A 24,237-nucleotide genomic window follows, 5' to 3' on the forward strand; every position below is an offset into this window, starting at 1 on the left:
GCTTTGGAGACTACGGTCCGCCGCATCACGCAACCCCCCATCCCGCACCCCGCCGGTGCCCCGAAAGGAGTTCTTCCATGCCGATCCGCGTCACCGTCTGGGGTGAGAATGTCCATGAACGGAAGAACAAGGTAGTGGCGCAGGTCTACCCCCTGACCATGCACGGCACGATCGCAGCCGCGCTCAACCGCGAAGACGGCATCACCGCCACCACCGTCACCCTGCAAGACCCCGAACACGGGATGACCAAGGCCAAGCTGGCCGAAACCGATGTCCTCATCTGGTGGGGCCATGCCGCCCACGGCGATGTCGCGGACGAGATCGTCGAGCGCGTGGCCGAGGCCGTCTGGTCCGGCATGGGCATCATCTTCCTCCACTCCGCCCATTTCTCGAAACCCTTCAAGCGGCTGATGGGCGCCCCCTGCAACCTCACCTGGCGTGAGGCGGGTGAGCGTGAACGCCTCTGGGTCACCTCCCGTCAGCACCCCATCGCGCGCGGGATCCCGGACCATTTCGAGCTGGAACACGAAGAGATGTATGGCGAACCCTTCGGCGTGCCGGAACCGCTGGAGACCGTCTTCGTCAGCTGGTTCGCGGGGGGCGAGGTCTTCCGCTCCGGCCTCACCTACCGGCGCGGCGCGGGGAACATCTTCTACTTCCGCCCGGGGCATGAGACCTACCCGACATACCACCAGCCCCTTGTCCAGCAGGTGATCGCCAACGCCGTCCGCTGGGCGCATAACCCCGAAGCCCGACTTCAGAACCCGACCGAGGCGCCGAACACCCCGGTCGCCCGCGCGCTGGAACCGATCGTCGAACGCGGCCCGCGCCTCCACCACGACGGCGAGGAAGGGTTCCGCTGATGCAACCCGTCCGTCTCCTGATCCTCGGCACCGGCGGCATGGCGAAGAACCATGCCGAAGGCTTCGCCGCCATCCCCGGCGTCACCCTTGCCGCCGGGATCGACACCCGGCCCGAACAACTCGCCGCCTTCCGCCAGACCCACGGCATTCCTCAGGGCTTCGCCTCGGTCGATGAGGCCCTCAAATGGGGCGAATTCGACGCGGTGACCAACGTCACCCCCGATGCGGCCCACCACGCGACCACCCTGCCCTTCCTTGCCGCCGGCAAGCATGTGCTCTGCGAAAAGCCGCTCGCCACCAACGCCAAGGACGCCGCCGAAATGGCCACCGCCGCCGCGCGGGCGAGGGTCGTCAACATGGTCAACCTCAGCTACCGCAATGTGCCAGCCCTCCAGCACGCCGCCCGCATGGTCCGTGACGGCGCCATCGGCACCATCCGGCATTTCGAGGCCTCCTACCTGCAAAGCTGGCTGACCCAGCCCGCCTGGGGTCACTGGGACAAAGAGCCGCAATGGCTCTGGCGCCTGTCCACCAAGCACGGCTCCAAGGGCGTGCTGGGCGACGTCGGCATCCACATCCTCGACTTCGCCACCTTCATCGCCGGAATGGACGCGACCGAGGTCTCCTGCCTCCTCCAGACCTTCGACAAGGCCCCCGGCGGGCGGATCGGCGACTACATCCTCGACGCCAATGACAGCGCCACGATGCAGCTCCGCCTTGCCAACGGCGCGCTAGGCACCGTTGCCGCCACCCGGTTCGCCACCGGGCATCTCAACGACCTGCGCCTCCGCCTCTACGGCCAGACCGGCGGGCTCGAGGTCAGCTTCGAGAATGCCGTCAGCCGCCTCCGCTCCTGCCTTGGCGACGATGTCCGGACCGGCACCTGGCGCGAGGTGGACTGCCCGCCCGTCCCGACGATCTACCAGCGCTTCATCGCCGCGATCCGGGGCGAAGGCGTGGCCGAGCCTGACTTCGCCCGGGGCGCAGCCCTCCAGCAGCTCCTCGACCGGGCCGAGGCTTCAGCCGCTGAAAGCGGCAAGCTCCTCACCGTCTGACGCGCCACCCGGCCACTCGCACCTCCCCTCCCCCTCGTGGGGAGGGGATGGGGTGGGGGGCCTCCGGTCGACTCGTGTCACGGTTAACCCCGCCTTCGTCTTCCGCGCGTAGAGACGGAAGGAAGACACAAGGAAGACCGATGCAAGACGCCGAAAACCCTTGCCCTTCAGCCGCTTAACCCACCGCGCGCCTACCCGCCGATAATCGCCCTGACCCGCGCGGTGAAATCCTCGCCCCGTTTCTCGAAGTTCGGATACTGGTCGAAACTCGCCGCCGCCGGGGCGAGGAGGACCACCTCCCCCGCCTGCGCCTCTTCCGCCGCACGGGCGACCGCGCGCTCCATCGTTTCGCAGATCTCATGCGGGGTTTCGCCGATCTGCAACGCGAACTCGCGGGCGGAATGGCCGATCAGATAGGCCTTCACCACCGACCCGAGCAGGGGCTTAAGGCTTGAAATTCCACCCTCCTTCCCCAGTCCCCCAGCGATCCAGCGGATCTTCGGGAAGGCCTGCAACGCCTTCGCCGCCGAATCCACGTTCGTGGCCTTCGAATCGTTCACGAACCGCACCCCGCCCCGCTCCCCCACCAGTTGGCTCCGGTGCGGCAGGCCGGCAAAGCTGTGCAGCGCCCCCTCGATCAGCTTCGGCGCGATCCCCAGAGACCGGCAGGCGGCATAAGCCGCGCAGGCGTTCTGGTGGTTGTGGGCACCGGGCAAGCCCTTGACTTCCCTCAGGTCTATCGAGGCCACCTGCCGCCCCTTGCGCCATTCGGCGAGGAAACCCTTCCGGGCAAAGACCGACCAGCCGAAGTCCTCAAGCTTCGACCCGGACGAGATCCGGATCACCCGGTCATCCGCCGCCCCCTGGCCCAGCTGATCCGCCAGGAACCGCCCCTCGGCCTCGTCCACCCCGATGACCGCCCGGTCCGGCCCGCCCAGCGTGAAAAGCCGCGCCTTGGCCGCGAAATAGCCCCCCATCCCGCCGTGCCGGTCCAGGTGGTCCGGCGACAGGTTGGTGAAGACCGCGACATCCGGCGTTAACGCTCTGGCAAGTTCTGTCTGGTAGGAGGACAGCTCCAGCACCACCACCTCGCCATCCTGCGGCGGGTCGATCGACAGAACGCCCTTGCCGATGTTGCCCGCCATCTGCGTCGGCCGCCCCGCCACCTGCAGGATGTGATGGATCAGCGCCGTGGTCGTCGACTTGCCGTTCGATCCGGTGACGGCCACCACCTTCGGCGTGGTCTCCATCTCGTCCCATTCCGGGCCGGCGGCACTTTGAAAGAAAAGGCCGATGTCATTGTCGACCGGCACGCCCAGTTCCAGCGCCCGGGCGATCACCGGATGGGGGTTCGGGTAAAGATGCGGGATGCCGGGGCTCGTCACCAGGCAAGCCACCCCGTCAAGGGCGGCGTTGCGGGTCAGGTCAGTCAGCACATGCCCCTCGGCCTCGGCCTTGGCGCGCGCCTCGGGACTGTCGTCCCACAGCAGCGGCTCCGCCCCCCCGGCCGCCAGTGCGGCAGCGGTGGCGAGGCCCGACCGCCCCAACCCCAGAACCGCCACTCGTGCGCCCTTGTAGCCCTTGACCGGGATCATCGCCTGCCCCCTTGCGTTGCCATCCAACCGATAGGCGAGGATCAGGCGAAGGAAAAGGGGGACGGCTCCGCCCAGCCCCGCAGTATCCTTCGCATCCGGCGTCGTGTAACCATCCCTCGCGACCAAATGCGAGGACGAAGATGCCGGACAGCGCAGCGCCCCAGCCATTCCCGCTGACCGACACACGGTTCGGCCGCATGTTCACCTTGCGCGGCGACACGGTGGTCGGCCGCTCGCTCCAAGCCTATGGCGAGTTCGCGGGGGACGAGGTCGACAGCATCCTCTCGCTCGTCCGACCCGGGGACCATGTCGTCGATGCCGGTGCGAACATCGGGTTCCACACCCTTGCCCTCGCCCGCACGGTCGGCCCCGAAGGCAGCGTGACGGCCATCGAGCCGCAGCGATACTGCTTCCAGCTGCTCTGCGCCAACCTGACCGTTAACCAGCTCACCCAGGTCCTGCCGCTCCGTGCCGCGCTGGGGGACACGCCCGGCCACTGCCGCATCCCGCGCCTCAACCCGCTGACGGCCCACAACGCTGGTGCGACGCAACTGCTGGCCGACAACGCCGAAGCTACCGCTTGGGACGAGGTGCCCCTCGTCACGCTCGACAGCCTCGCCCTTCAGCGCTGCGACCTTGTGAAGGTGGATACCGAAGGCTTCGAGGACCGGGTGATCATGGGCGGACGCGAGACCCTCAGGGCCTTCCGGCCGGTCCTCTATGTCGAGGTGCACGACCGCGACAAGCTCCGCACCCTTGTCGCCATGCTCCGTCCCCTCGGCTATGGCCTGACCCTGCACCACACGCGGTTCTTCCGGCCCGGAAACCACAAGAACCGGCAGGAAAACGTCTTCCCCAATGCCGGCGGCAGCGCACTGATCGCCCTTCCGCCCGGTCGGTCGCTGCCCGAAGGACTGCCGGGGACGTTCCAGCCGATCCCTTAGGCCTCAGCGCACCTTCAGCGTCGCAAGCCCCACCACGGCAAGGATCAGGCTGATGATCCAGAAGCGGATCACGATCTGCGGCTCGGCCCAGCCTTTCTTCTCGAAGTGGTGGTGGATCGGGGCCATAAGGAAGATCCGCTTCTTCGTCCGCTTGTAGTAGAGGACCTGGATGATCACGCTCAGCGCCTCGACGACGAAAAGGCCGCCGACAATCGCCAGCACGATCTCGTGCTTGGTGCAGACCGCGATCGCCCCCAGCGCGCCGCCCAGGGCCAGCGACCCCGTGTCGCCCATGAAGACGGCCGCCGGAGGGGCGTTGTACCACAGGAACCCGAGGCCCGCGCCGAAGATACCGGCGGTGATGATCAGCAGCTCGGCCGTCCCGGGAACGGCATGGACGCCAAGGTCATTCGCAATGGCGGATGAACCGACGACATAGGCAATCACGCCCAGCGTCGCCGCCGCGATCATCACCGGCATGATCGCAAGGCCGTCGAGGCCGTCGGTCAGGTTCACCGCATTGGCGGCACCGACGATCACGATCATCCCGAAGGGGATGAAGAAAAGCCCAAGGTTCAGCAAGAGGTCCTTGAAGAACGGAAAGGCAAGCTGGTTCGTCAGCTCGGTCGGGTGGAACATCGCGGCAGAATAGGCCGCCAGCGCCGCGATCAGAAGGCCAAGACCCATCCGCATCCGCGACGAGACACCCTTCGTGTTCTGCTTCGTGACCTTGGCATAGTCGTCGGCAAAGCCGATCAGGCCGAAGGCGACGGTGACGAGGAGCACGATCCAGACGAAGGGATTGTCCAGCCGCGCCCAGAGAAGGGTCGAGAAGATCAGCGCCGACAGGATCAGAAGGCCCCCCATCGTCGGCGTGCCGACCTTGGCAAGGTGGCTTTGCGGCCCGTCGTCGCGGATCGGCTGGCCCTTGCCCTGCTTGCGGCGCAGAAAGTCGATCAAGGGCCGCCCGAAGATGAACCCGAAGATCAGCGCGGTCGCGAAGGCGCCCCCAGCACGGAAGGTTATGTACCCGAAAAGATTGAAGAATCCCCCGCCGTCCGAGAGATCCCTGAGCCAGAACAACATCTATTCGGTTCCTTCATTCGGGGACGTCGCCTGCCCCAGTTTTCGCAAGGCGTCAACCACAAGACTGACCTTCGAGCCCTTCGATCCCTTCACCAGCAGGATGTCGCCGGCATCGATCAGGGTGCGCGCACGCGGAGCAAGCTCGGCGGCGGTCTCGACCCAGTCACCGCGCTGGCGCCGTGGAAGGACGGCGTGCAGCGCGCGCATCCGGGGGCCGACGCAGTGGATCACCTGGATGGCCTCGAGGCCCGGGTGGCACGCGATGGCCGCGTGCAACTCACCCTCGGTCGGTCCAAGTTCCAGCATGTCGCCCAGAACCGCGATCCGCCGCCCGCCACCCACGCGCCCGATCCCGTCGGTCGGCCGGGCGGCGATCAGCACGTCAAGTGCTGCCGCCATCGATGCCGGGTTGGCATTGAAAGCGTCATCGATCAGGTCGAAGTAGGTCTCTTCGACGTGATCAAGCACAATCCGCTCGCGCTGGCCGCGCCCTTTCGGCGGGGTCCAGCGGCCAAGGTCATGGGTCGCGATCATCGGGTCGGCCCCCAGCGCTTCGACGACGGCAAGGGCCGCCAGCGCGTTCGGCACGAAATGCCGGCCCGGGCTCGACACCTTGAACAGAAGCGGCTCACCAGCCCGGGTGGCGCGGGCAACGGTTGTGTCGTCGTGAAGCCGGGCCTCCAGCAGCCGCCAGTCCGCCCGCTCCGCCTCGCCGAAGCTGACCGCCTTCAAGCCGTTCGCGATGGCGCGGTCACGCAGGATTTGGGCGGTGGCGATGTCGGTATTGTAGATCGCCGTCCCGCCGGGCTTTACCCCGTCGAAGATCGAGGCCTTCTCATGAGCGATCCCCTCGATGCTGTCGAAAGCCTCGAGATGCGCGGGCGCTACGGTGGTGACAAGGCCCACGTCCAGCTGCGCCAGTCTGGACAGCGGCGCAATCTCGCCCGGCCGGTTCATCCCGATCTCGATCAGCGCAAAGCGGGCATCGGCGGGCATCCGGGCCAGCGTCAGGGGCACGCCCCAGTGGTTGTTGTAGCTCGCTTCGGCAGCATGGGTCTTGCCCTGCCCCGACAGGATCGCGCGCAGCATCTCCTTGGTCGAGGTCTTGCCGACTGATCCGGTCACCCCCACCACCTTGGCCGCGGTGCGGGCGCGGGCGGCGCGGCCAAGGTCGGCCAGCGCCTGAAGGACGTCGGGCACGACCAATAGCGGCGCATCCGCCGCCACGCCTTCCGGGATGCGGCTGACGAGTGCGGCGGCAGCCCCCTTCTCCAGCGCCTGGGCCACGAAGTCATGCCCGTCCCGCACGTCCTTCAGCGCGACAAACAGGTCACCCGGCTGCAAGGTGCGGGTGTCGATGGATACCCCCGTCGCCTGCCAGGCCCGCTTTCCCTGTCCGCCAGTGGCGGCAATCGCCTCGTACGAGGTCCACAGCATCAGATCACCCCATCCAGTGCAGCGACGGCAACGCTGGCCTGCTCGACATCGTCGAAAGGATAGATGTCGGTCCCCACGATCTGCCCGCTTTCATGGCCCTTGCCCGCGATCAAGAGCGCGTCACCGGGCAACAGCGCATCGACCGCGCGCAGGATCGCTTCGGCCCGGTCGCCGACCTCGTTCGCCTCCGGACAGGCGGCCATGATCGCGGCGCGGATGCTTGCCGGATCCTCTGTCCGCGGATTGTCGTCGGTGACGTAAAGCACGTCTGCATGGTCACGCGCCGCCGCGCCCATCAGCGGGCGCTTGGTGCGGTCACGGTCGCCGCCGGCACCGAAGACGATGATGATACGCCCCATCACATGCGGGCGCAGCGCCGTAAGCGCGGTCGCGATCGCGTCGGGCGTATGGGCATAGTCGACATAGACCGCCGCCCCGTTCTTCCGCGTCGCGGCAAGCTGCATCCGCCCGCGCACCCCGGTCAGACGGGGCAGGGCCGCCAGCACCGCCTCGGGCGCATCGCCCGCAGCGATCGCTAGGCCGGCCGCGACTGCAACGTTCTCGGCCTGAAAGCCGCCGATGAGCGAAAGCCGCGTCTGGAACGCCCGGCCCTGCCAGAGGTAGCGCACCTCCTGCCCCGTCGCGTCGGGCCGGGTCGCGGCGATCTGCAGGTCCGCCCCCTGCCCCTTGCCGACGGTCAGGACGCGCAGACCCCGCTCAAGCGCGAGTTCGGCCATCTCGGAGCCCTTGGCGCCATCCAGGTTCACGACCGCCACGCCATCTTCGGGCAGAAGCCGGGTGAAAAGCTGGGCCTTCGCCTCGAAATAGGCCTCCATCGTGCCGTGATAGTCGAGGTGGTCCTGTGTCAGGTTGGTGAAGCCCGCCGCCTTCAGTCGCACACCGTCGAGCCGGCGCTGGTCGATCCCGTGGCTTGAGGCTTCCATCGCTGCATGGGTGACACCGGCCCCCGCTGCCGCCGCAAGCAGCTTTTGCAGGGTGATCGGGTCCGGCGTCGTATGACCGGACGGGGCGGTCCATGCCCCCTCGATCCCGGTGGTGCCGATGTTGATCGCCTCATGCCCAAGCGCGGCCCAGATATGGCGGGTGAAGGTCGCGACACTGGTCTTGCCGTTGGTGCCGGTGACGGCCACCATCGTCTCGGGCTGCGCGCCGAACCAGAGCGCAGCGGCACAGGCAAGCGCGCCGCGCGGGTCTTCGGCCACGACCAGCGCGACATCGGTGTCGGCCAGCGCCTCGGCAGCCAGACGCGCGCCTTCGGCATCGGTCAGGACGGCCGCCGCACCCTGTTCCAGCGCGGCCGGGATGAAACGAGCCCCATGGGTCGCGGTCCCCGGAAGGGCGGCGAAGAGCATCCCCGACTGGACGGCGCGGCTGTCGGCGGTGATGCCGCTCAGGCTTGGGTCACGCCCGGCCCGGGCCGTCAGCCCAAGGTCCGTCAGCCGTTTCACCCCTGCCGCCATGCCCGCCCTTCCTCAGTTGCTGGCGGCTGTTATCGCATCCGGTGCGACAGGTTCAAGCTTCGGTCGCAGTCCCATCAGGGGTGCCACGCGCCGGATGATCTCGGCCGCCACCGGCACCGCCGTCCAGCCGGCCGTGCGGCGCGGTTGCGAAAGCGCGGTGTCCATCGGCTCGTCCAGCGTGACGATCAGCACATATTGCGGGTTCGAGGCCGGGAACATCGCGGCAAAGGTGTTCACCACCTTGTCCTCGTAGTAGCCTCCCGTCCGCTTGGGCTTGTCTGCGGTGCCGGTCTTGCCGGCAACCTCGTAGCCCGGCACCTCCCCCAGCGAAGCCGTGCCCTCGGTAACCACGCGACGCAGCATGGCCACCGAATCCATCGCTGTCTTTTCGCTCATCACCCGCACGCCTGTCGTCGCGCCTTCGCGCTTCAGAAGTGTCGGCTTGACCATCACCCCGCCGTTGGCAATCGCCGCATAGGCCGCCGCCAGGTGCAACGGGCTTGCCGACATGCCGTGGCCGTACGAGGTGGTGATGGTCACGATCTCGGGCCAGCGCCGGGGGATGAGGGGCCTTGCCCCCGGCGCCTCGACCAGTTCGACCGAGGTCGGCTCGAAGAACCCCAGCGCCTTGAGGAACGCCTGCTGCCTGAGCGGCCCGATCATCAGCGCGATATGCGCCGTGCCGACGTTGGAGGACTTGGCGATCACATCCGTGACCGACAGAAGCGGGCCGTAGTTCTTGTTCTCGAACTCCTTGATCTTGTGCCTGCCCCAGACCATCGGCGCATTGGCGTCGACCATCGATTCCGGGTTCACGAGGCCAAGCTCCATCGCCTGCGCCACGGCGAAGATCTTGAAGGTCGAGCCAAGCTCGTACACCCCCTGCACCGCCCGGTTGAAGAGCGGGCTGTCGCCGGGTTCGGCGTTCTTGTCGGCCAGCGGGTTCGGCCGGTCGTTCGGATCGAAGGTCGGCAGCGAGGCCAGCGACAGGATCTCGCCCGTCCGGGCGTCCATCAGGATCGCTGCCGCCCCCTTGGCGTTCAGCATCTGCATGCCAGCGCCCAGCACCTCCTCGACCGCCGTCTGCAGCGTCAGATCGATCGACAGGACCAGGGGCTTTCCCGCCTGTCCCGGATCGCGAAGCCGCCCGTCCAGCGCCTTTTCGACCCCTGCCGTGCCAATGAGTTCCGCCGAATGCACGCCCTCGGCCCCGAAGGACGATCCGCCAAGGACATGGGCGGCCAGCGTACCGTTGGGGTAAAGCCGCATCTCGCGCGGGCCGAACAGAAGGCCCGGATCGCCGATCTCGTGCACCAGCTGCATCTGTTCGGGCGACAGGACCTTGCGGATCCAGACAAAGCTGCGCCCGTCGGTGAACCGACGCTCCAGCGACTTGGCATCAAGATCGGGGAAGATCGCCGCCAGCTTCTGCGCCACGCCCTTCGGGTCGACCATCACCTTGGGATGGGCGTAAAGCGCATGGGTCGTCATGTTGGTGGCAAGGATCCGGCCGTTGCGGTCAGTGATGTCGGCCCGCTGCGCCAGGATCTCGGCCCCCGGCGCAGAGGCGCGCGGCTCGACCGGGTCGGTCGCCGCCATCATGCCCATCCGCCCGCCGATCGCCAGGAATGCCACGACAAAGCTGGCGCAAAGGACGAACAGCCGGAACTGCGCCCGGCCCAGCGCCCTTTCACGGCTTTCCTCGTGGCGCAGGCGCAGGTTCTCGCGCTCGATGCTGTCGGGGTTCAGCCCGTCCTGGCGGGCCTGCAGGATGCGGGCAAGCGGGCGGAGCGGCGTGCGCATCAGAGACCTTCCTCCGTCCCCATCGTGCCCTGGGTGTCGACCGGAAAGTAGATTTCGGGCAGCCTTGCAGGCGGATAGGCGACCTGTGCGGCCGACCCGAATTGCGAAGGCTCCATCGGCAGAAGGCCCAGGCGGTCGAAGTTCGCCGTCGCGAGGTCGCGCAGCCGGTCGGGGCGGTTGAGATAGGCCCATTCCGCCCGCTGCACCGACAGGGCCTCACGCAGCCCGACGATCTGGCGCTGCAGGGTCTCGACCTCCTTCAGCGCGGCTTGCGTGGCATAGTTCTCGCGGTAGGCCCAGAAACCCAGCGCGATCAGCCCAAGGAAGGACAACACATACAGCACGGCGCGCATCAGCGGCGTCCCCTTTCACGGATCTCGGGCAGGCCAAGCTCGGCCGCGGCGATGGCTTTTGCGGGCGCCGCCGTCCGCCGCGCGACCCGCAGTTTGGCCGACCGCGCCCTTGGGTTCCGCGCCACCTCGGCCTCATCCGGCGCCACGGCCTTGCGCGTCACCATGTCGAAGCGGGCCGCCGTGTCGGCGCGGGCCGGGGCGTAGCGGTTGGCATTCGCCTCATGCCCGCTGGCAAGCTGCAGGAAACGCTTCACCACGCGGTCCTCGAGGCTGTGGAAGGTCACCACCGCCAGAAGCCCGCCGGGCTTCAGCGCCCGTTCGGCGGCGGCAAGCCCATCGGCCAGTTCCTGAAATTCGGCGTTCACCGCGATCCGGATCGCCTGGAAGCTGCGTGTCGCCGGATGGCTTTGCCCCGGTTTCGGACGCGGCAGGCAGCGCGCGATGATCTCGGCCAGCCGGGCCGTGGTGACGATCGGCTCCACCGCCCGCGCGGCCACGATCGCATGGGCAATCCGGCGCGAGGCACGTTCTTCCCCAAACTGGTACAGGATGTCGGCCAGCACGCCCTCGGCTGCCCCGTTGACCAGATCGGCCGCGCTGGCGCCCTGCTGGCTCATCCGCATGTCCAAGGGGCCGTCCTTCATGAAGGAAAACCCCCGCTCGGGCTGGTCAAGCTGCATCGAGCTGACGCCAAGGTCGAGAACAACCCCGTCCAGCGCCTCGCCCGCCAGCCGGTCGAGGTCCGAGAAGGTGCCCTCCACCAGCCGGACGCGGTCGCCATAGGGCGCGGCCCAGCTTTCGGCCAGCTTCAGCGCCAGGGGATCGCGGTCGATGCCGATGACCTTTTCTGCCCCGGCCTTCAGCAATTCGCGCGTGTATCCGCCCGCACCCAGCGTACCGTCCAGCCAGACGCCCTGGATCGGCGCGCATTCGCGCAGGATCGCGTCAATCAATACGGGAACATGTGGGGTGTCGGACGGGTGGCCTGGCAGCGGACCCTGCATGTCGCTACCCCGTGCGCTTGTGCCGCCCGACCAGCGTCAGCGGATCGATGTCGTCGTCGTCATCCTCGGCCAGCTCGGCCTCATAGACCTCGCGGCGGTACAGCCGGAACCGGTTGGTGAACCCTGCAAAGGCGGCCTCGGCATCGCCCGGCATGTCGCCCGCATAGCCCATCTTCTCGCGCACACGGGGCGGCAGTACGATGCGGCCGTCGGCGTCGATCTCCACCATCACCGATCGGCTGATCAGGTCACGCTCGGCCCGCACCCGCTCGGGCGAGCCCATGTCCATCGCCTCGATGTCGGCGGCCAGTTGGTCGGCCCCGCGCTTCGAGTAGCATTCCACGAAATTCCGCGACTTGCCGCCATAGACCATGACCAGCCGCGTCAGCCCTTTTTCGGTCTTCTGAGGGTCGTCGGCATTCAGGACAGCCCGAAAGGCCGCGGGGATCGAAACCCGGGCCTTCCCGTCTACCTTCTGGTAGAACTCGCCTCTGAATGCCTCTGTCATCGCTTTGCCGCGACCTTCAAATTTTCCAAACGCAGTCCCAGAAAATGAAAAGGGCGGATCGGGTTGCTGCCACTACCCGATCCGCCGCTGTCCCATCGCTGGGTGTCCAGCTACGCGCGCCACCTGGGGGAGATGTCTGCTCGCTCGCGCGCCGGATCTCTTACTTCGATGAAAGGGGCTGCCTGTATGAAGCTGCCTTACGCCTTGGTTCGGGGTCTTGAAGCCGCCCCTGCCGTTCACTCGCCCATCTCATCGTCGTGAAGTGAAGGTGCATGGGATGAGATGGGAAATCAAGGGAAAAGTTGGGGGTGGATGGGCGAGATGTTGTGTGTGACAGGTCCGCAGAGCAGGATGTTGTGATCGGATTGACTTAGAGTAAGCAAATTCTAGGGCAGAACGTGAAATCATCCGCTAGATATGGTATCCATGGTGCCAGCCCGTGCAGGCCCATGCTTTCCCGAAAATTCTTCCTGATGCAGCGTGTCGCAAGCCTGCGCGCGGAATTTCTGAAGGTGAATCCGGTTCAGAAGTGAGAATCGCACCCAGGAAATGGCGCCATTCCCACGAAATCCCACCCTGAATGATTCGAATCGCGGGTAGTCAGACGGGTCTGCCGAAGAGAAGCCGCAGGTAGCGTTCCAGGTGATCGAAGGCCTCGCGCGCCGGGTCGGCGCTGGCCCCTGCCTTGGCCAGGATGATCCCGCCCTGAACCGCGACCTGGAACTGCCGTGCCAGCCCCTCGGCCGTGACCCCGGGCACCGGATGGGCGGCCAGAGCCTCTTCAAGGTGGCGCAGCACATGCCCCACGCCCGAGGCGATGCTGCGCGCCGCCGCCTCGCGGATCGCGGGCGAGCTTTCGAAGGCTTCCTGCACCGTCGTTCCGGCAACGCAGGAGAAGTCCGCGACCGGCTGGCCAAGGATCTCGCGGCGCAGGTCAAGATAGCCGAAGACCCGGTCCAGCGGGTCGGGCAGCTGGTTGTAGGGGTGCGCGGCGAACATCGCGCCCGTCGTCTCGGTCCAGTCGTAGATCAGGGCGACGGCCAGCGCCTCTTTCGACGGGAAGTGGTGAAAGAAGGCACCCTTCGTCACGCCCGCCGCCGCGCACAGATCATCGACACTGGTCCCGGCATATCCCTGATGGCGCACAAGGGTCTGCGCCGCAGCGATCAGCCGCGCGCGCGCCTCGCCCCGGGGAACGCGGAGGGGCGGGGATGCCGTCAAGATAAGGGGACCGCCGTCATGCTTCCTTGTCCCAAAGCGCGGGGTCGGGTGTCAACACGGCCCATTTCAGCCCGAAGGGATCGGACAAAAGGCCCCAGGTGTCACCCCAGAATTGCCGCTCGAACGGGGCGAGCACGGTGCAGCCCGCGCCGACCGCGCGGTCCCACCAGGCCTGCCCGTCCGGCACCACCAGCTGAAGATGCCCGCGCGGGATCGGATCGGTTCCCCCTTGCGCGCTCGACATCATGTCGTTGTCGGTCAGCATCAGGGCGCCGCCGTTGATCTCGACCTGCACATGCATGAACTGGCCCGGCTGGTTCTCCATCGGCATCCGGCCGATGTCCTTGGCCCCGAAGGCGCGCATGTAGAAATCCGCCGCCTCGCCTGCCTTGCCGGGCAGCGCGAGATAGGGGATCACGCCCTGCATGATCCGGTCCTCCGGTCGGTAGCGCTGGTCTTGGGTCGTGTCGGCCATGTCGGTCCTCCCTTGCATTTGGTTCAGAAACTGCCGGTCCGCATCGGCCCGGCGGGCTTGTAGGTCGAGACGACGACCCCCGAAGCCGTCGCCCGGCTGTCGACGAGGCGCAGCTCGCTCGCCGCGGCCTGGTCGGAAAAGATGCGCTTCCCCCGCCCGATCATCACCGGGAAGACCAACAGCACGACCTCGTCCGCCAGCCCCTCGGCAATGAGGAGGGGCGTCAGCGTGGAACTGCCCCAGACGATCAGATCGGGCCCACCTTCCGCCTTCACCCGCGCGATCCCGGTGGCAATGTCGCGGTCCAGCGCCTCGACCGGCCCCCAGGCCAGGCTTTCAGGCCGATGCGTCGCCACGAACTTTTTCGCCCCGTTCAGGCTGTCGGCCATCGGCCCCGACTGCTGCGGCCAGTAGCTGGCGAAGATGTCATAGGTCGTCCGCCCCAGAAGGAGGTCGAACCCCTGCCCCTGTGCGGCATCGATCGCAGCACCCGCCTCGTCGCCGTGGTGAGGGAAGGCCCAGCCGCCGTGGTTGAACCCATTCGACAGGTCCTCCTCCGGCCCGCCCGGCCCCTGGATGACTCCGTCCAGCGAGATATGCTCGATGATCCGCAGCGTCCGCATCGCGTCAGCCCGCCGCCCGCACCGCCGCCTCGATGGCCGCGATGTCGATGCGCTTCTGCTTCATCATCTCGGCCATCGCCGCCGCCGAGACCGCCTTGTCCGTGCTTGTCGTCAGTTCCGTCAGCCGGCGCGGAAAGACCTGCCAGGACACGCCATAACGGTCCTTCAGCCAGCCGCAGACGCTTTCCTCGCCGCCATCGGCCGTCAGCGCATACCAAAGCCGGTCGCTTTCGGCCTGGTCATCCGTCTCGACCGAGATCGAGACGGCTTCGGTCAGCATGAAATGCGGGCCAGCGTCAAGGATCTGGTAGGGCACGCCGCCAAGGGTGAAATCGGTGACCGAAAAGCCGCCCATCCCGTTGTCACCGGCGAAGGTCTTTTCAACCCGGCTGCCCGGGATCAGGCCGCAATAGAAAGCGGCGGCCTCGGGGCCGCGTCCGTCGCGGAACCAAAGGCAGGTCCGAATGTTGTTGGCCATGTGTGTCTCCTCCCCCATGACAAACGACTCATCATCTGGAGGAGCAGAATACCAACCAGTTGGTATGTTTTCAACGCAAACTCACGCCATCGGCCAAAACCCCGCCATCACGCAACGAAAATCCGGTGAAAGGCGCTCAGCCCATCCCGCCGGCGATCAGCCGTTCGGCCAGCCGCGCATAGGGTTCGGCCAGGGGACCATCGGTCGCCGCGATGGGCGTGCCGCTGTCACCGGCAACGCGAGTATCCAGCGCCAGGGGAAGCTCGCCCAGGAAGGGCAGGTTCAGCTTTGCCGCCTCGGCGGCCACACCGCCATGCCCGAAGATATGCGCCTCATGCCCGCAGTTCGGGCAGACATAGGTCGACATGTTCTCGACCAGCCCCAGCACCGGCGTCTTCAGCTTCTGGAACATGTCCAGCGCCTTCCGCGCATCCAGAAGCGCCACGTCCTGCGGCGTCGAGACCACGATCGCCCCGGTCAGCTGCGTCCGCTGGCAGAGCGTCAGCTGCACATCCCCCGTTCCGGGCGGCAGGTCGATGATCAGCACGTCAAGCTTGCCCCAGGCCACCTGCCCCAGAAGCTGCTGAAGCGCCCCCATCAGCATCGGCCCGCGCCAGACGACCGCCTCGTCCTCTTTAAGCATCAGCCCGATCGACATCATCGTAACCCCATGCGCGACCAAAGGCTCGATGATCTTGCCATCGGGCGACGAGGGCCGCTTCGACACGCCCATCATCTTCGGCTGGCTCGGCCCGTAGATGTCGGCATCCAGAAGGCCCACCTTCCGCCCCGCCCGCGCCAGCGCCACCGCAAGGTTCGAGGCGACGGTCGACTTGCCCACTCCACCCTTTCCGCTTGCGATGGCGATAATCCGGTCGATCCCGGAAATCCGCTGCGGGCCGCCCTGCTGCGGCGTCGGATGCTGGCCGATCTTCAGCGTCGGCGGCGGGGCCTTGGGTGCCGGACCATGCGCCGTCATCACCACCTGCACGCCGGTCACCCCCGGCAGCGCCTTCAGCCGCGCCTCGGCCTCGGCCTGCGCGGGCCCAAGCGCGCGGGCCTCGTCCGGGGTCGCGGCCTCGATCACAAAGCGCACCAGACCGCCCTCGACGGTCAGGGCGCGAATCAGATCGCGGCCCGCCAGATCGCCGCCACCGGGGTGCGCCACCCCCGCCAGGACCCGCATCACCGCCTCGCGATCTACCGACATCTGTTTCCTCGCTGCACAAGATTTCCACTAAGGTCGTGATCTTTGCGCAGAAGGGCAAGGTCTGTTGACCAAACGCTCAAAATTCCGGCGAAGCCGCTGACAAATCATGACATTTCCGTGACCTCAGCCATGCGGATGCTGCATGGCAGCATTGCGATGGGGCGCTATTGTGCACATGCAGCAAGTGGCCCATGTTACCCCTAACAGCGCGACAGAACGTTGCTGACCAGACTGAATAGAGGCTTGAGAGACATGGCATACGCAAACACCACCCAGATTGCTCGTGGCGGCCTGATGGCCCGCCTGGCGCTTCTGAAGGACGGCATCGCAACCGCCATCCAGCAGCGCCGCGTGTATTCCCGCACGCTGGCCGAGCTGAACGCCCTGACCGACCGTGAGCTGAACGACCTCGGCATTTCGCGCCTCGCGATCCCCGAGCTTGCGCATGAGGCCGCTTACGGCAAGTGAGTTTTCGTAAGGTCCCTCTCCTCCTCCCTGGGACCTTTGCGATAAGCGGCGATGCCCTCCTCCTCCCTGGCATCGCCGCCTCTTTACTCCGGGGCAAACTGCCCCAAGTCATCGGATGGCCCTCTCCTCCTCCCTCGGGCCATCTGACACTGCGGCGGCGCCTCTCCTCCTCCCTGGCGCCGCCGTAACCCCCACCGGGCCTTCGGGTCCAACGTGATTGGACGCCCTCTCCTCCTCCCTGGGCGCTCCATAACGCGGCGGTGCCACTCCTCCTCCCAGGCACCGCCGCACCCCCTCCCCTTGCACCTCCCCGGACATCCCCCGATAGTGGCCCACCCTGTTCGAGGCGCTGATGCGGCTTTCGGTACTTTCGGCGGCAACCGTGGCCGCGCTTGTCGGTTACGCGGCTTCGGTCGCCATCGTGCTGGCCGCCGCCACCGCGCTCGGGGCAACGCCCGAACAGGCCGCAAGCTGGCTGCTGGCCGTTTCGCTTGGAAAGGCCGCAGGCTCGGCATTTCTCTCCTGGCAGTCGCGGGTGCCCGTGGTGCTGGCCTGGTCCACGCCGGGGGCGGCGCTGATCGCAGCGACCTCCGGCATCACGCTGGCCGAAGGCGTGGGCGCTTTCGTCGTTGCTGGCCTCCTGATCGCCGCGACGGGCCTCATCCGGCCGCTTGGAACGCTTGTGGCAAAGATCCCCGACGGTATCGCCGCGGGCATGCTGGCCGGGGTCCTCCTGCCCTTCTGCCTCAAGGGTGCCGGCGCGGCCGAGGCCCTGCCGATGGTCGTCCTGCCGATGGTCGCGGTCTTCCTTGTCGTGCGCCTCTTCAACCCCGCGATGGCCGTGCTTGCCGCCTTCGCCGCCGGGATCGTCCTGGCACTCTTCACCGGCAGCGACCTGACGACCCTCTCCCTCGCCGCGCCCCATCTCGAACCCGTGGTCCCCGAGTTCCGCCTGTCGGTCATCCTCGGCCTCGGTCTGCCGCTTTACCTTGTGACCATGGCCAGCCAGAACCTGCCCGGCTTCGCCACGCTGCGCGCCGCGGGGTATGAGCCGCCCGTCGCCCCCGCCCTTACCGTAACCGGCCTGATCTCGGCCCTGACCGCGCCGTTCGGGGCGCATACGGTCAGCATGGCCGCGATCACCGCCGCGATCTGCCTTGGCCCCGACGTCCAACCGGATAAGGACCGCCGCTGGATCGTCGGCCTAGCCTATGCCGGGGCCTGGGTGGTGCTCGGCCTTCTTTCGCCCATGGTCCTCCAGCTTCTCGCGGCGCTTCCCGCCCCCGTGGTGCTGGCCCTTGTCGCGCTGGCCCTGCTTTCGCCCCTCATGGGTGCTCTGGCCGGGGCCTTCGCGGCCCCCGACCAGCGCTTCGCCGCCACCCTGACCCTCGCCGTCACGGCATCCGGCGTCGCCGCCTTCGGCATCGGCGCGGCCTTCTGGGGGCTGGTCGCAGGGATCGCGGTTCAGGCGCTGGAACGGCTGCGGCCAAAGGTTAAGGCTTCCTGAACGCCCACAAGCAAGCCTTTGCGATCATTAAATAATCCGATTTTGACCACTGTGGTCACCGTGGCCTAGAACGGCACGTCATCCGCCTGGTCCGCCGGGATCACCCAGCGCGCGACGACCTTTTTCGTGCCCGCGTGGTCGAATTCCACGTCCAGCTTGTCGCCCTCGATCCCCATGATCTCGCCATAGCCGAACTTCTGGTGGAATACCCGGTCCCCGATGACGTATGGCGAGGCCGCCTCCATATCGATCACCACATGCCGCGCCTCCTGCGGCTGCCGCATCGGCCGGTTGCCCGCATTCTCCTGCATCCGCCGCCACCCCGGCGAGTTGTAGACGTCCGCCCGCGAGACCCGCTCTTCCAGCCCCGACCCGAATCCGACCTGAGCCGCCGCCCCGTAGCCCCCGCCATAAAGGCCGGGGGCCGTCAGCACCTCGACATGCTCCGGTGGCAGCTCGTCGATGAATCGGGACGGGAGCTGGGACTGCCACTGGCCATAGACACGGCGATTGCTGGCAAAGCTGATCGTGCAGACCTCCTCGGCGCGGGTGATCCCGACATAGGCGAGCCTCCGCTCCTCCTCCAGCCCCTTCAGCCCGCTTTCATCCATGCTCCGCTGGCTGGGGAAAAGCCCATCCTCCCATCCCGGCAGGAAGACGACGGGGAACTCCAGCCCCTTCGCGGCGTGAAGGGTCATGATCGTGACCTTCTCCTCCGCCCCCTCGGTCTCATTGTCCATGATGAGCGAGACGTGCTCGAGGAACCCCTGCAGGTTGTCGAACTGCTCCAGCGCCTTCACGAGTTCCTTGAGGTTGTCGAGCCTTCCGGGCGCCTCCGGCGTCTTGTCGTTCTGCCACATCTCGGTGTAGCCGCTCTCGTCCAGGATCGTCTCGGCCAGCCGGATGTGGTCGTATTCCGGGTGCAGCGTCGCCAGATGCCAGCGATCCACCCCGTCGACAAAGGCCCTTAGCTGCGAGGCCCCCTTCCCCGGGATCACCCCCTTCGCAAAGGCCTCCCGCGCGCCGTCGAGCAGGGACACCCCCGCCGCCCGCGCCAGCACATTGATCTTTGCCTGCGCGGTGTCCCCCAACCCCCGCTTTGGAAGGTTCACAACCCGCTCAAAGGCGAGGTCATCGTCCGGGCTGACCGCCAGCCGGAAATAGGCCATCGCGTCGCGGATTTCCTGGCGCTCATAGAACCGCGGCCCGCCGATCACCCGGTAGGGGAGGCCGATGGTCAGGAACCGGTCCTCGAAGGCCCGCATCTGGTGGGAGGCGCGGACGAGGATCGCCTGGTGGTTCAGGTCCACCGGATCGCGACCGCGAGTGCCACGCTGAAGCGCCTCGATCTCTTCCCCGATCCAGCGCGCCTCTTCCTCGCCGTCCCAGTGGCCGATGAGGCGGACCTTTTCGCCAAGGTCACCCGCCGTCCATAGCGTCTTTCCCAGCCGTCCGGCGTTCTTCGCGATGATCCCGCTGGCCGTGGCGAGGATATGGCCGGTCGAGCGGTAGTTCTGCTCCAGCCGGATCACTTGCGCGCCGGGAAAGTCCTTCTCGAACCGCAGGATGTTGCCAACCTCGGCCCCCCGCCAGCCGTAGATCGACTGGTCGTCGTCACCGACGCAGCAGATGTTCCGGTGCGCCAGGGCGAGAAGCCGCAGCCAGAGATACTGGCAGACGTTGGTGTCCTGATACTCATCGACGAGGATATAGCGGAACCAGCGCTGGTACTGCTCCAGTACGTCCGGGCGGGTCTGGAAGATCGTCACGCAGTGCAGAAGAAGGTCGCCGAAATCCACCGCGTTCAGCGTCTTCAGACGCTCCTGATAGGCCGCGTAAAGCTCGGTTCCCCGGTTGTTATAGGCCCCGGCTTCCGTCGACGGCACCTTCTCGGGCGTCCAGGCGCGGTTCTTCCAGCCATCGATCAGGCTGGCGAGCAACCGCGCGGGCCAGCGCTTTTCGTCGATGTTCGCGGCCAGCACGAGCTGTTTCAGAAGACGCAGCTGATCATCCGTGTCGAGGATGGTGAAGTTCGGCTTCAGACCGACCAGTTCGGCATGCCGCCGCAGGATCTTCACGCTCAGCGAGTGGAAGGTGCCCATCCAGGGCATCCCTTCCGCCACCTCGCCCAGCAACCGACCCACCCGCTCCTTCATCTCGCGCGCGGCCTTGTTGGTGAAGGTCACGGCGAGGATCTCGTTCGGACGGGCCTTCGACAACCGAAGAAGATGGACGATCCGCGCGGTCAGTGCCTTGGTCTTGCCCGTCCCCGCCCCGGCCAGCATCAGGACCGGCCCATCCAGCGCCTCAACCGCCGCGCGCTGCGCAGGGTTCAGGTCGTCGAGATAGGGCGCGCCCCGCCCCGCCAGCGCCCGCTGCGACAGCGGGATCGGTGCGGCGGCGGCGGCAAAAGCCTCGTCTTCGTCCCAAGCGTTCATCTGGCCAGTATAGCCTGAACCGCGCCCGAAGGAAGGCCTGCGTTCGCGGATTGTTCGGGCATGAAAGCCCGGGATGTTGGCGCTAACACCACAGCGGGGCAAGCTGTCGCATTTCTGTCAGGAATCGGCGGCAATCCCCCTTGCGCCGCACCGCAGCGCCCCTAATGTGCTGGGGTCCTGCCTGGGGAGGCCATGATGCCCGAATTCAAGAAGATCCTCATCGCCAACCGGGGCGAGATCGCGATCCGCGTGATGCGCGCGGCGAACGAGATGGGCAAGAAGACCGTCGCGGTCTATGCCGAAGAGGACAAGCTTGGCCTCCACCGCTTCAAGGCCGATGAGGCTTACCGGATCGGCGAGGGGCTGTCGCCGGTAGGTGCCTACCTCAGTATCCCCGAGATCATCCGTGTGGCCCGCATGGCGGGGGCGGATGCGATCCACCCGGGCTATGGCCTTCTGTCGGAAAACCCAGATTTCGTCGATGCCTGCGATCAGGCCGGGATCACCTTTATCGGCCCCCGGGCCGAGACGATGCGTGCCCTTGGCGACAAGGCCAGCGCACGGCGCGTGGCGATGGAGGCGGGCGTGCCGGTCATCCCGGCGACCGAGGTGCTGGGCGACGATTTCGCCGCGATCAAGGCCGAGGCAAAGGCCATCGGCTATCCCCTTATGCTCAAGGCCTCCTGGGGCGGCGGCGGCCGCGGGATGCGCCCGATCCTGAACGAGGACGAGCTTGAGGCCAAGGTGCGCGAGGGCCGGCGCGAGGCCGAGGCCGCCTTCGGCAACGGCGAGGGCTATCTTGAAAAGATGATCCAGCGCGCGCGCCACGTCGAGGTGCAGATCCTTGGCGACAAGCAGGGTAACTGCTGGCACCTTTGGGAACGCGACTGCACGGTGCAGCGGCGGAACCAGAAGGTCGTGGAACGCGCTCCGGCCCCCTACCTCACGCAGGCCCAGCGCGAGGAAGTCTGCGAAATGGCCAAGCGCATCTGCAGCCATGTGGCCTACGAATGCGCGGGCACCGTCGAGTTCCTGATGGATATGGATTCGGGCAAGTTCTACTTCATCGAGGTGAACCCCCGGGTGCAGGTCGAACATACCGTCACCGAAGAGGTGACCGGCATCGACATCGTCCAGGCCCAGATCCTGATCGAGGAGGGCAAGTCCCTGCCTGAGGCGACCGGCGTCGCGTCGCAGGCCGATGTGAAGCTGAACGGTCATGCACTCCAGTGCCGGGTGACGACCGAAGACCCGCTGAACAACTTCATCCCCGACTATGGCCGCCTGACCGCCTACCGTTCCGCCACCGGGAACGGCATCCGGCTGGACGGCGGCACGGCCTATGCGGGGTCGGTCATCACCCGCTACTACGACTCGCTTCTGGTGAAGGTCACGGCCCATGCCCAGACGCCGGAAAAGGCCATCGCCCGGATGGACCGGGCCTTGCGCGAGTTCCGCATCCGCGGGGTGGCGACGAACATCGAGTTCGTGGTCAACCTCCTCAAGCACCCGACCTTCCTGAACGACACCTACACCACCAAGTTCATCGACACGACGCCCGACCTTTTCAACTTCAAGCGCCGCAAGGACCGGGCGACGAAGATCCTGACCTACATCGCCGACATCACGGTGAACGGTCACCCTGAAACCGCCGGCCGCCCGAAGCCCCATGCCGAGGCAAAGGCGCCGAAGCCGCCTGCCCTGAAGGCGGAACCCGCGATGGGCACCCGCAACCTTCTGGAACAGAAGGGGCCGCAGGCCGTGGCCGACTGGATGCGCGCGCAGAAGAAGGTGCTGATCACCGACACCACGATGCGCGACGGGCACCAGAGCCTTCTCGCCACGCGAATGCGGTCGATCGACATGATCCGCGTCGCACCCGCCTATGCCGCGAACCTGCCGCAGCTTTTCAGCGTCGAATGCTGGGGCGGGGCCACCTTCGACGTCGCCTACCGTTTTCTGCAGGAATGCCCCTGGCAGCGCCTGCGCGACCTGCGCGCCGCAATGCCGAACGTGATGACGCAGATGCTTCTTCGCGCCTCGAACGGGGTCGGCTACACCAACTATCCCGACAACGTCGTGCAGGCCTTCGTGGCCCAGTCGGCTAAGGCCGGCGTGGATGTGTTCCGCGTCTTCGACTCGTTGAACTGGGTCGAGAACATGCGCGTCGCGATGGACGCTGTGGTCGCAGCAAACAAGGTCTGCGAGGCCGCAATCTGCTATACCGGCGACATTCTTGATCCCGCCCGGTCGAAGTACGACCTCAAGTATTACGTCACCATGGGCAAGGACCTGAAGGCCGCGGGCGCGCATGTGCTGGGGCTGAAGGACATGGCGGGGCTACTGAAACCCGCCTCGGCCCGCGTCCTGATCAAGGCGCTGAAGCAGGAGGTGGGCCTGCCGATCCACTTCCACACCCATGACACCTCTGGTGCCGGGGCCGCCACGATCCTTGCTGCCTGCGATGCGGGGGTGGATGCAGTGGACGCGGCGATGGACGCCTTCTCGGGCGGGACCTCGCAGCCCTGCCTTGGCTCGATCGTCGAGGCGCTGAAGCACACCGACCGCGATACCGGCCTTGATATCAAGGCGATCCGCGAGATTTCGAACTACTGGGAGAAAGTCCGCGCGCAATACGCCGCCTTCGAATCCGGCCTGCCCGCCCCCGCCTCCGAGGTCTACCTGCACGAGATGCCGGGCGGCCAGTTCACCAACCTCAAGGCGCAGGCGCGGTCCCTTGGGCTGGAGGAGCGCTGGCACGAAGTGGCGCAGGCCTATGCTGACGCGAACCAGATGTTTGGCGATATCGTGAAGGTCACGCCTTCGTCGAAGGTCGTGGGCGACATGGCGCTGATGATGGTGGCGCAGAACCTGACCCGCGCGCAGGTCGAGGATCCTGCCGTCGACGTGGCCTTCCCCGACTCGGTGGTGGACATGCTGCGCGGCAATCTTGGCCAGCCCCCGGGCGGCTGGCCCGCGGGCATCCTGAAGAAGGTGCTCAAGGGCGAAACGCCCCTGACCGACCGGCCCGGCAAGCACCTGCCCCCCGTCGATCTTGAGGCCACGCGCAAGAAACTGGCGCAGGACCTGCGTCTTGGCGACGAGGAAGCCGAAGGCGAGACGGTGGATGACGAGGACCTGAACGGCTACCTCATGTATCCCAAGGTCTTCATGGACTACCGCGCCCGCCACCGCACCTATGGCCCGGTCCGCGTCCTGCCGACCCGCACCTTCTTTTACGGCATGGAACCCGGCGACGAGATCACCGCCGAGATCGACCCCGGCAAGACGCTGGAGATCCGTCTGCAGGCCGTGGGCGAGACGACCGACGAAGGCGAGGTCAGGGTGTTCTTCGAACTGAACGGCCAGCCGCGCGTGATCCGGGTGCCGAACCGTGCGGTCAAGGCCAAGACCGCCGCCCGGCCCAAGGCGCAGGACGGCAACCCCGCCCATGTCGGCGCGCCGATGCCGGGTGCCATCGCCTCTATCGCGGTCAGCGTCGGCCAGAAGGTCCGCGCCGGTGACCTTCTTCTCAACATCGAGGCGATGAAGATGGAGACGGGCCTTCACGCCGACCGAGAGGCCACGGTCAAGGCGGTCCATGTCCAGCCCGGCATGCAGATCGAGGCGAAGGATCTTCTGGTGGAGCTGGAGTAGGCCGGGCAGCCCTGCCGGTCCTCCCGGCAGG

The 24,237-nt window shown here is 66.8% G+C and carries 20 protein-coding genes; 6 read left to right on the plus strand and 14 right to left on the minus strand.

Features of this window, described 5'->3' with window-relative positions; translation table 11 throughout:
* Nucleotides 1-77: 77 nt before the first annotated feature.
* Both AC2D9V_RS00670 and AC2D9V_RS00675 read left to right on the plus strand, forming a co-directional pair.
* Nucleotides 78-863, plus strand: coding sequence for a ThuA domain-containing protein (locus AC2D9V_RS00670; protein WP_484712105.1), 786 nt, complete (start codon nucleotides 78-80; stop codon nucleotides 861-863).
* Nucleotides 863-1,918, plus strand: a complete 1,056-nt coding sequence (locus AC2D9V_RS00675) for a Gfo/Idh/MocA family protein (RefSeq protein WP_484712106.1) — start codon at nucleotides 863-865, stop codon at nucleotides 1,916-1,918. Before AC2D9V_RS00670 ends, AC2D9V_RS00675 begins: the two co-directional genes overlap by 1 nt.
* 191 nt (nucleotides 1,919-2,109) lie before the next feature.
* On the opposite strand, the gene murD is transcribed toward AC2D9V_RS00675, so the two are convergent.
* Nucleotides 2,110-3,513 (minus strand): UDP-N-acetylmuramoyl-L-alanine--D-glutamate ligase, encoded by a 1,404-nt coding sequence (murD, locus tag AC2D9V_RS00680; RefSeq protein WP_484712107.1) that lies wholly within the window; start codon nucleotides 3,511-3,513, stop codon nucleotides 2,110-2,112.
* A 140-nt stretch (nucleotides 3,514-3,653) separates the two neighbouring features.
* Here murD and AC2D9V_RS00685 point away from each other — a divergent pair, with 140 nt between their 5' ends.
* Nucleotides 3,654-4,457 (plus strand): FkbM family methyltransferase, encoded by an 804-nt coding sequence (locus AC2D9V_RS00685; protein WP_484712108.1) that lies wholly within the window; start codon nucleotides 3,654-3,656, stop codon nucleotides 4,455-4,457.
* A gap of 3 nt (nucleotides 4,458-4,460) precedes the next feature.
* Here AC2D9V_RS00685 and mraY read toward each other — a convergent pair whose 3' ends face one another.
* The 12 genes from mraY to AC2D9V_RS00745 form a co-directional block, all read right to left on the minus strand.
* Entirely contained in the window at nucleotides 4,461-5,543 is a 1,083-nt protein-coding gene (gene mraY / locus AC2D9V_RS00690; protein ID WP_484712109.1) for a phospho-N-acetylmuramoyl-pentapeptide-transferase, read from the minus strand.
* Nucleotides 5,544-6,980 carry a UDP-N-acetylmuramoyl-tripeptide--D-alanyl-D-alanine ligase gene (locus tag AC2D9V_RS00695; protein ID WP_484712110.1) on the minus strand — a complete coding sequence of 479 codons (1,437 nt, stop codon included), beginning with the start codon at nucleotides 6,978-6,980 and terminating at the stop codon, nucleotides 5,544-5,546.
* Nucleotides 6,980-8,461, minus strand: coding sequence for a UDP-N-acetylmuramoyl-L-alanyl-D-glutamate--2,6-diaminopimelate ligase (locus AC2D9V_RS00700; protein WP_484712111.1), 1,482 nt, complete (start codon nucleotides 8,459-8,461; stop codon nucleotides 6,980-6,982). The genes AC2D9V_RS00695 and AC2D9V_RS00700 overlap by 1 nt, the downstream gene beginning before the upstream one ends.
* A gap of 12 nt (nucleotides 8,462-8,473) precedes the next feature.
* Nucleotides 8,474-10,267 (minus strand): peptidoglycan D,D-transpeptidase FtsI family protein, encoded by a 1,794-nt coding sequence (locus AC2D9V_RS00705; RefSeq protein WP_484713387.1) that lies wholly within the window; start codon nucleotides 10,265-10,267, stop codon nucleotides 8,474-8,476.
* Nucleotides 10,264-10,617: a cell division protein FtsL gene (ftsL, locus tag AC2D9V_RS00710; protein WP_484712112.1), complete on the minus strand. Its 354-nt coding sequence runs from the start codon at nucleotides 10,615-10,617 to the stop codon at nucleotides 10,264-10,266. Before ftsL ends, AC2D9V_RS00705 begins: the two co-directional genes overlap by 4 nt.
* Nucleotides 10,617-11,621: a 16S rRNA (cytosine(1402)-N(4))-methyltransferase RsmH gene (gene rsmH / locus AC2D9V_RS00715; protein ID WP_484712113.1), complete on the minus strand. Its 1,005-nt coding sequence runs from the start codon at nucleotides 11,619-11,621 to the stop codon at nucleotides 10,617-10,619. The genes ftsL and rsmH overlap by 1 nt, the downstream gene beginning before the upstream one ends.
* A gap of 4 nt (nucleotides 11,622-11,625) precedes the next feature.
* Nucleotides 11,626-12,129 carry a division/cell wall cluster transcriptional repressor MraZ gene (locus AC2D9V_RS00720; RefSeq protein ID WP_484712114.1) on the minus strand — a complete coding sequence of 168 codons (504 nt, stop codon included), beginning with the start codon at nucleotides 12,127-12,129 and terminating at the stop codon, nucleotides 11,626-11,628.
* A gap of 600 nt (nucleotides 12,130-12,729) precedes the next feature.
* The gene (locus AC2D9V_RS00725) at nucleotides 12,730-13,350 is read right to left on the minus strand and encodes a TetR/AcrR family transcriptional regulator (RefSeq protein ID WP_484712115.1); all 621 of its coding nucleotides are present in this window, start codon (nucleotides 13,348-13,350) and stop codon (nucleotides 12,730-12,732) included.
* Between the two features lie 16 nt (nucleotides 13,351-13,366).
* Nucleotides 13,367-13,825, minus strand: coding sequence for a VOC family protein (locus tag AC2D9V_RS00730; RefSeq protein WP_484712116.1), 459 nt, complete (start codon nucleotides 13,823-13,825; stop codon nucleotides 13,367-13,369).
* 23 nt (nucleotides 13,826-13,848) lie between these two features.
* Entirely contained in the window at nucleotides 13,849-14,448 is a 600-nt protein-coding gene (locus AC2D9V_RS00735; RefSeq protein WP_484712117.1) for a dihydrofolate reductase family protein, read from the minus strand.
* Nucleotides 14,449-14,452: 4 nt separating this feature from the next.
* On the minus strand, nucleotides 14,453-14,926 hold the full coding sequence (locus AC2D9V_RS00740) for a VOC family protein (RefSeq protein WP_484712118.1): 474 nt from the start codon (nucleotides 14,924-14,926) through the stop codon (nucleotides 14,453-14,455).
* Between the two features lie 136 nt (nucleotides 14,927-15,062).
* Nucleotides 15,063-16,136, minus strand: a complete 1,074-nt coding sequence (locus tag AC2D9V_RS00745; RefSeq protein ID WP_484712119.1) for an Mrp/NBP35 family ATP-binding protein — start codon at nucleotides 16,134-16,136, stop codon at nucleotides 15,063-15,065.
* 252 nt (nucleotides 16,137-16,388) lie between these two features.
* On the opposite strand from AC2D9V_RS00745, the gene AC2D9V_RS00750 reads away from it, so the two are divergent.
* Nucleotides 16,389-16,604, plus strand: a complete 216-nt coding sequence (locus AC2D9V_RS00750) for a DUF1127 domain-containing protein (RefSeq protein WP_484712120.1) — start codon at nucleotides 16,389-16,391, stop codon at nucleotides 16,602-16,604.
* Nucleotides 16,605-16,956: 352 nt separating this feature from the next.
* Nucleotides 16,957-18,111: a benzoate/H(+) symporter BenE family transporter gene (locus AC2D9V_RS00755; RefSeq protein ID WP_484712121.1), complete on the plus strand. Its 1,155-nt coding sequence runs from the start codon at nucleotides 16,957-16,959 to the stop codon at nucleotides 18,109-18,111.
* Between the two features lie 65 nt (nucleotides 18,112-18,176).
* On the opposite strand, the gene AC2D9V_RS00760 is transcribed toward AC2D9V_RS00755, so the two are convergent.
* Nucleotides 18,177-20,549 (minus strand): ATP-dependent helicase, encoded by a 2,373-nt coding sequence (locus tag AC2D9V_RS00760; RefSeq protein WP_484712122.1) that lies wholly within the window; start codon nucleotides 20,547-20,549, stop codon nucleotides 18,177-18,179.
* Nucleotides 20,550-20,744: 195 nt separating this feature from the next.
* Between AC2D9V_RS00760 and AC2D9V_RS00765 the strand changes: the two genes are divergently transcribed.
* On the plus strand, nucleotides 20,745-24,206 hold the full coding sequence (locus AC2D9V_RS00765; RefSeq protein WP_484712123.1) for a pyruvate carboxylase: 3,462 nt from the start codon (nucleotides 20,745-20,747) through the stop codon (nucleotides 24,204-24,206).
* Nucleotides 24,207-24,237 lie beyond the last annotated feature (31 nt).

Source organism: Tabrizicola sp. T46 (assembly GCF_057219895.1).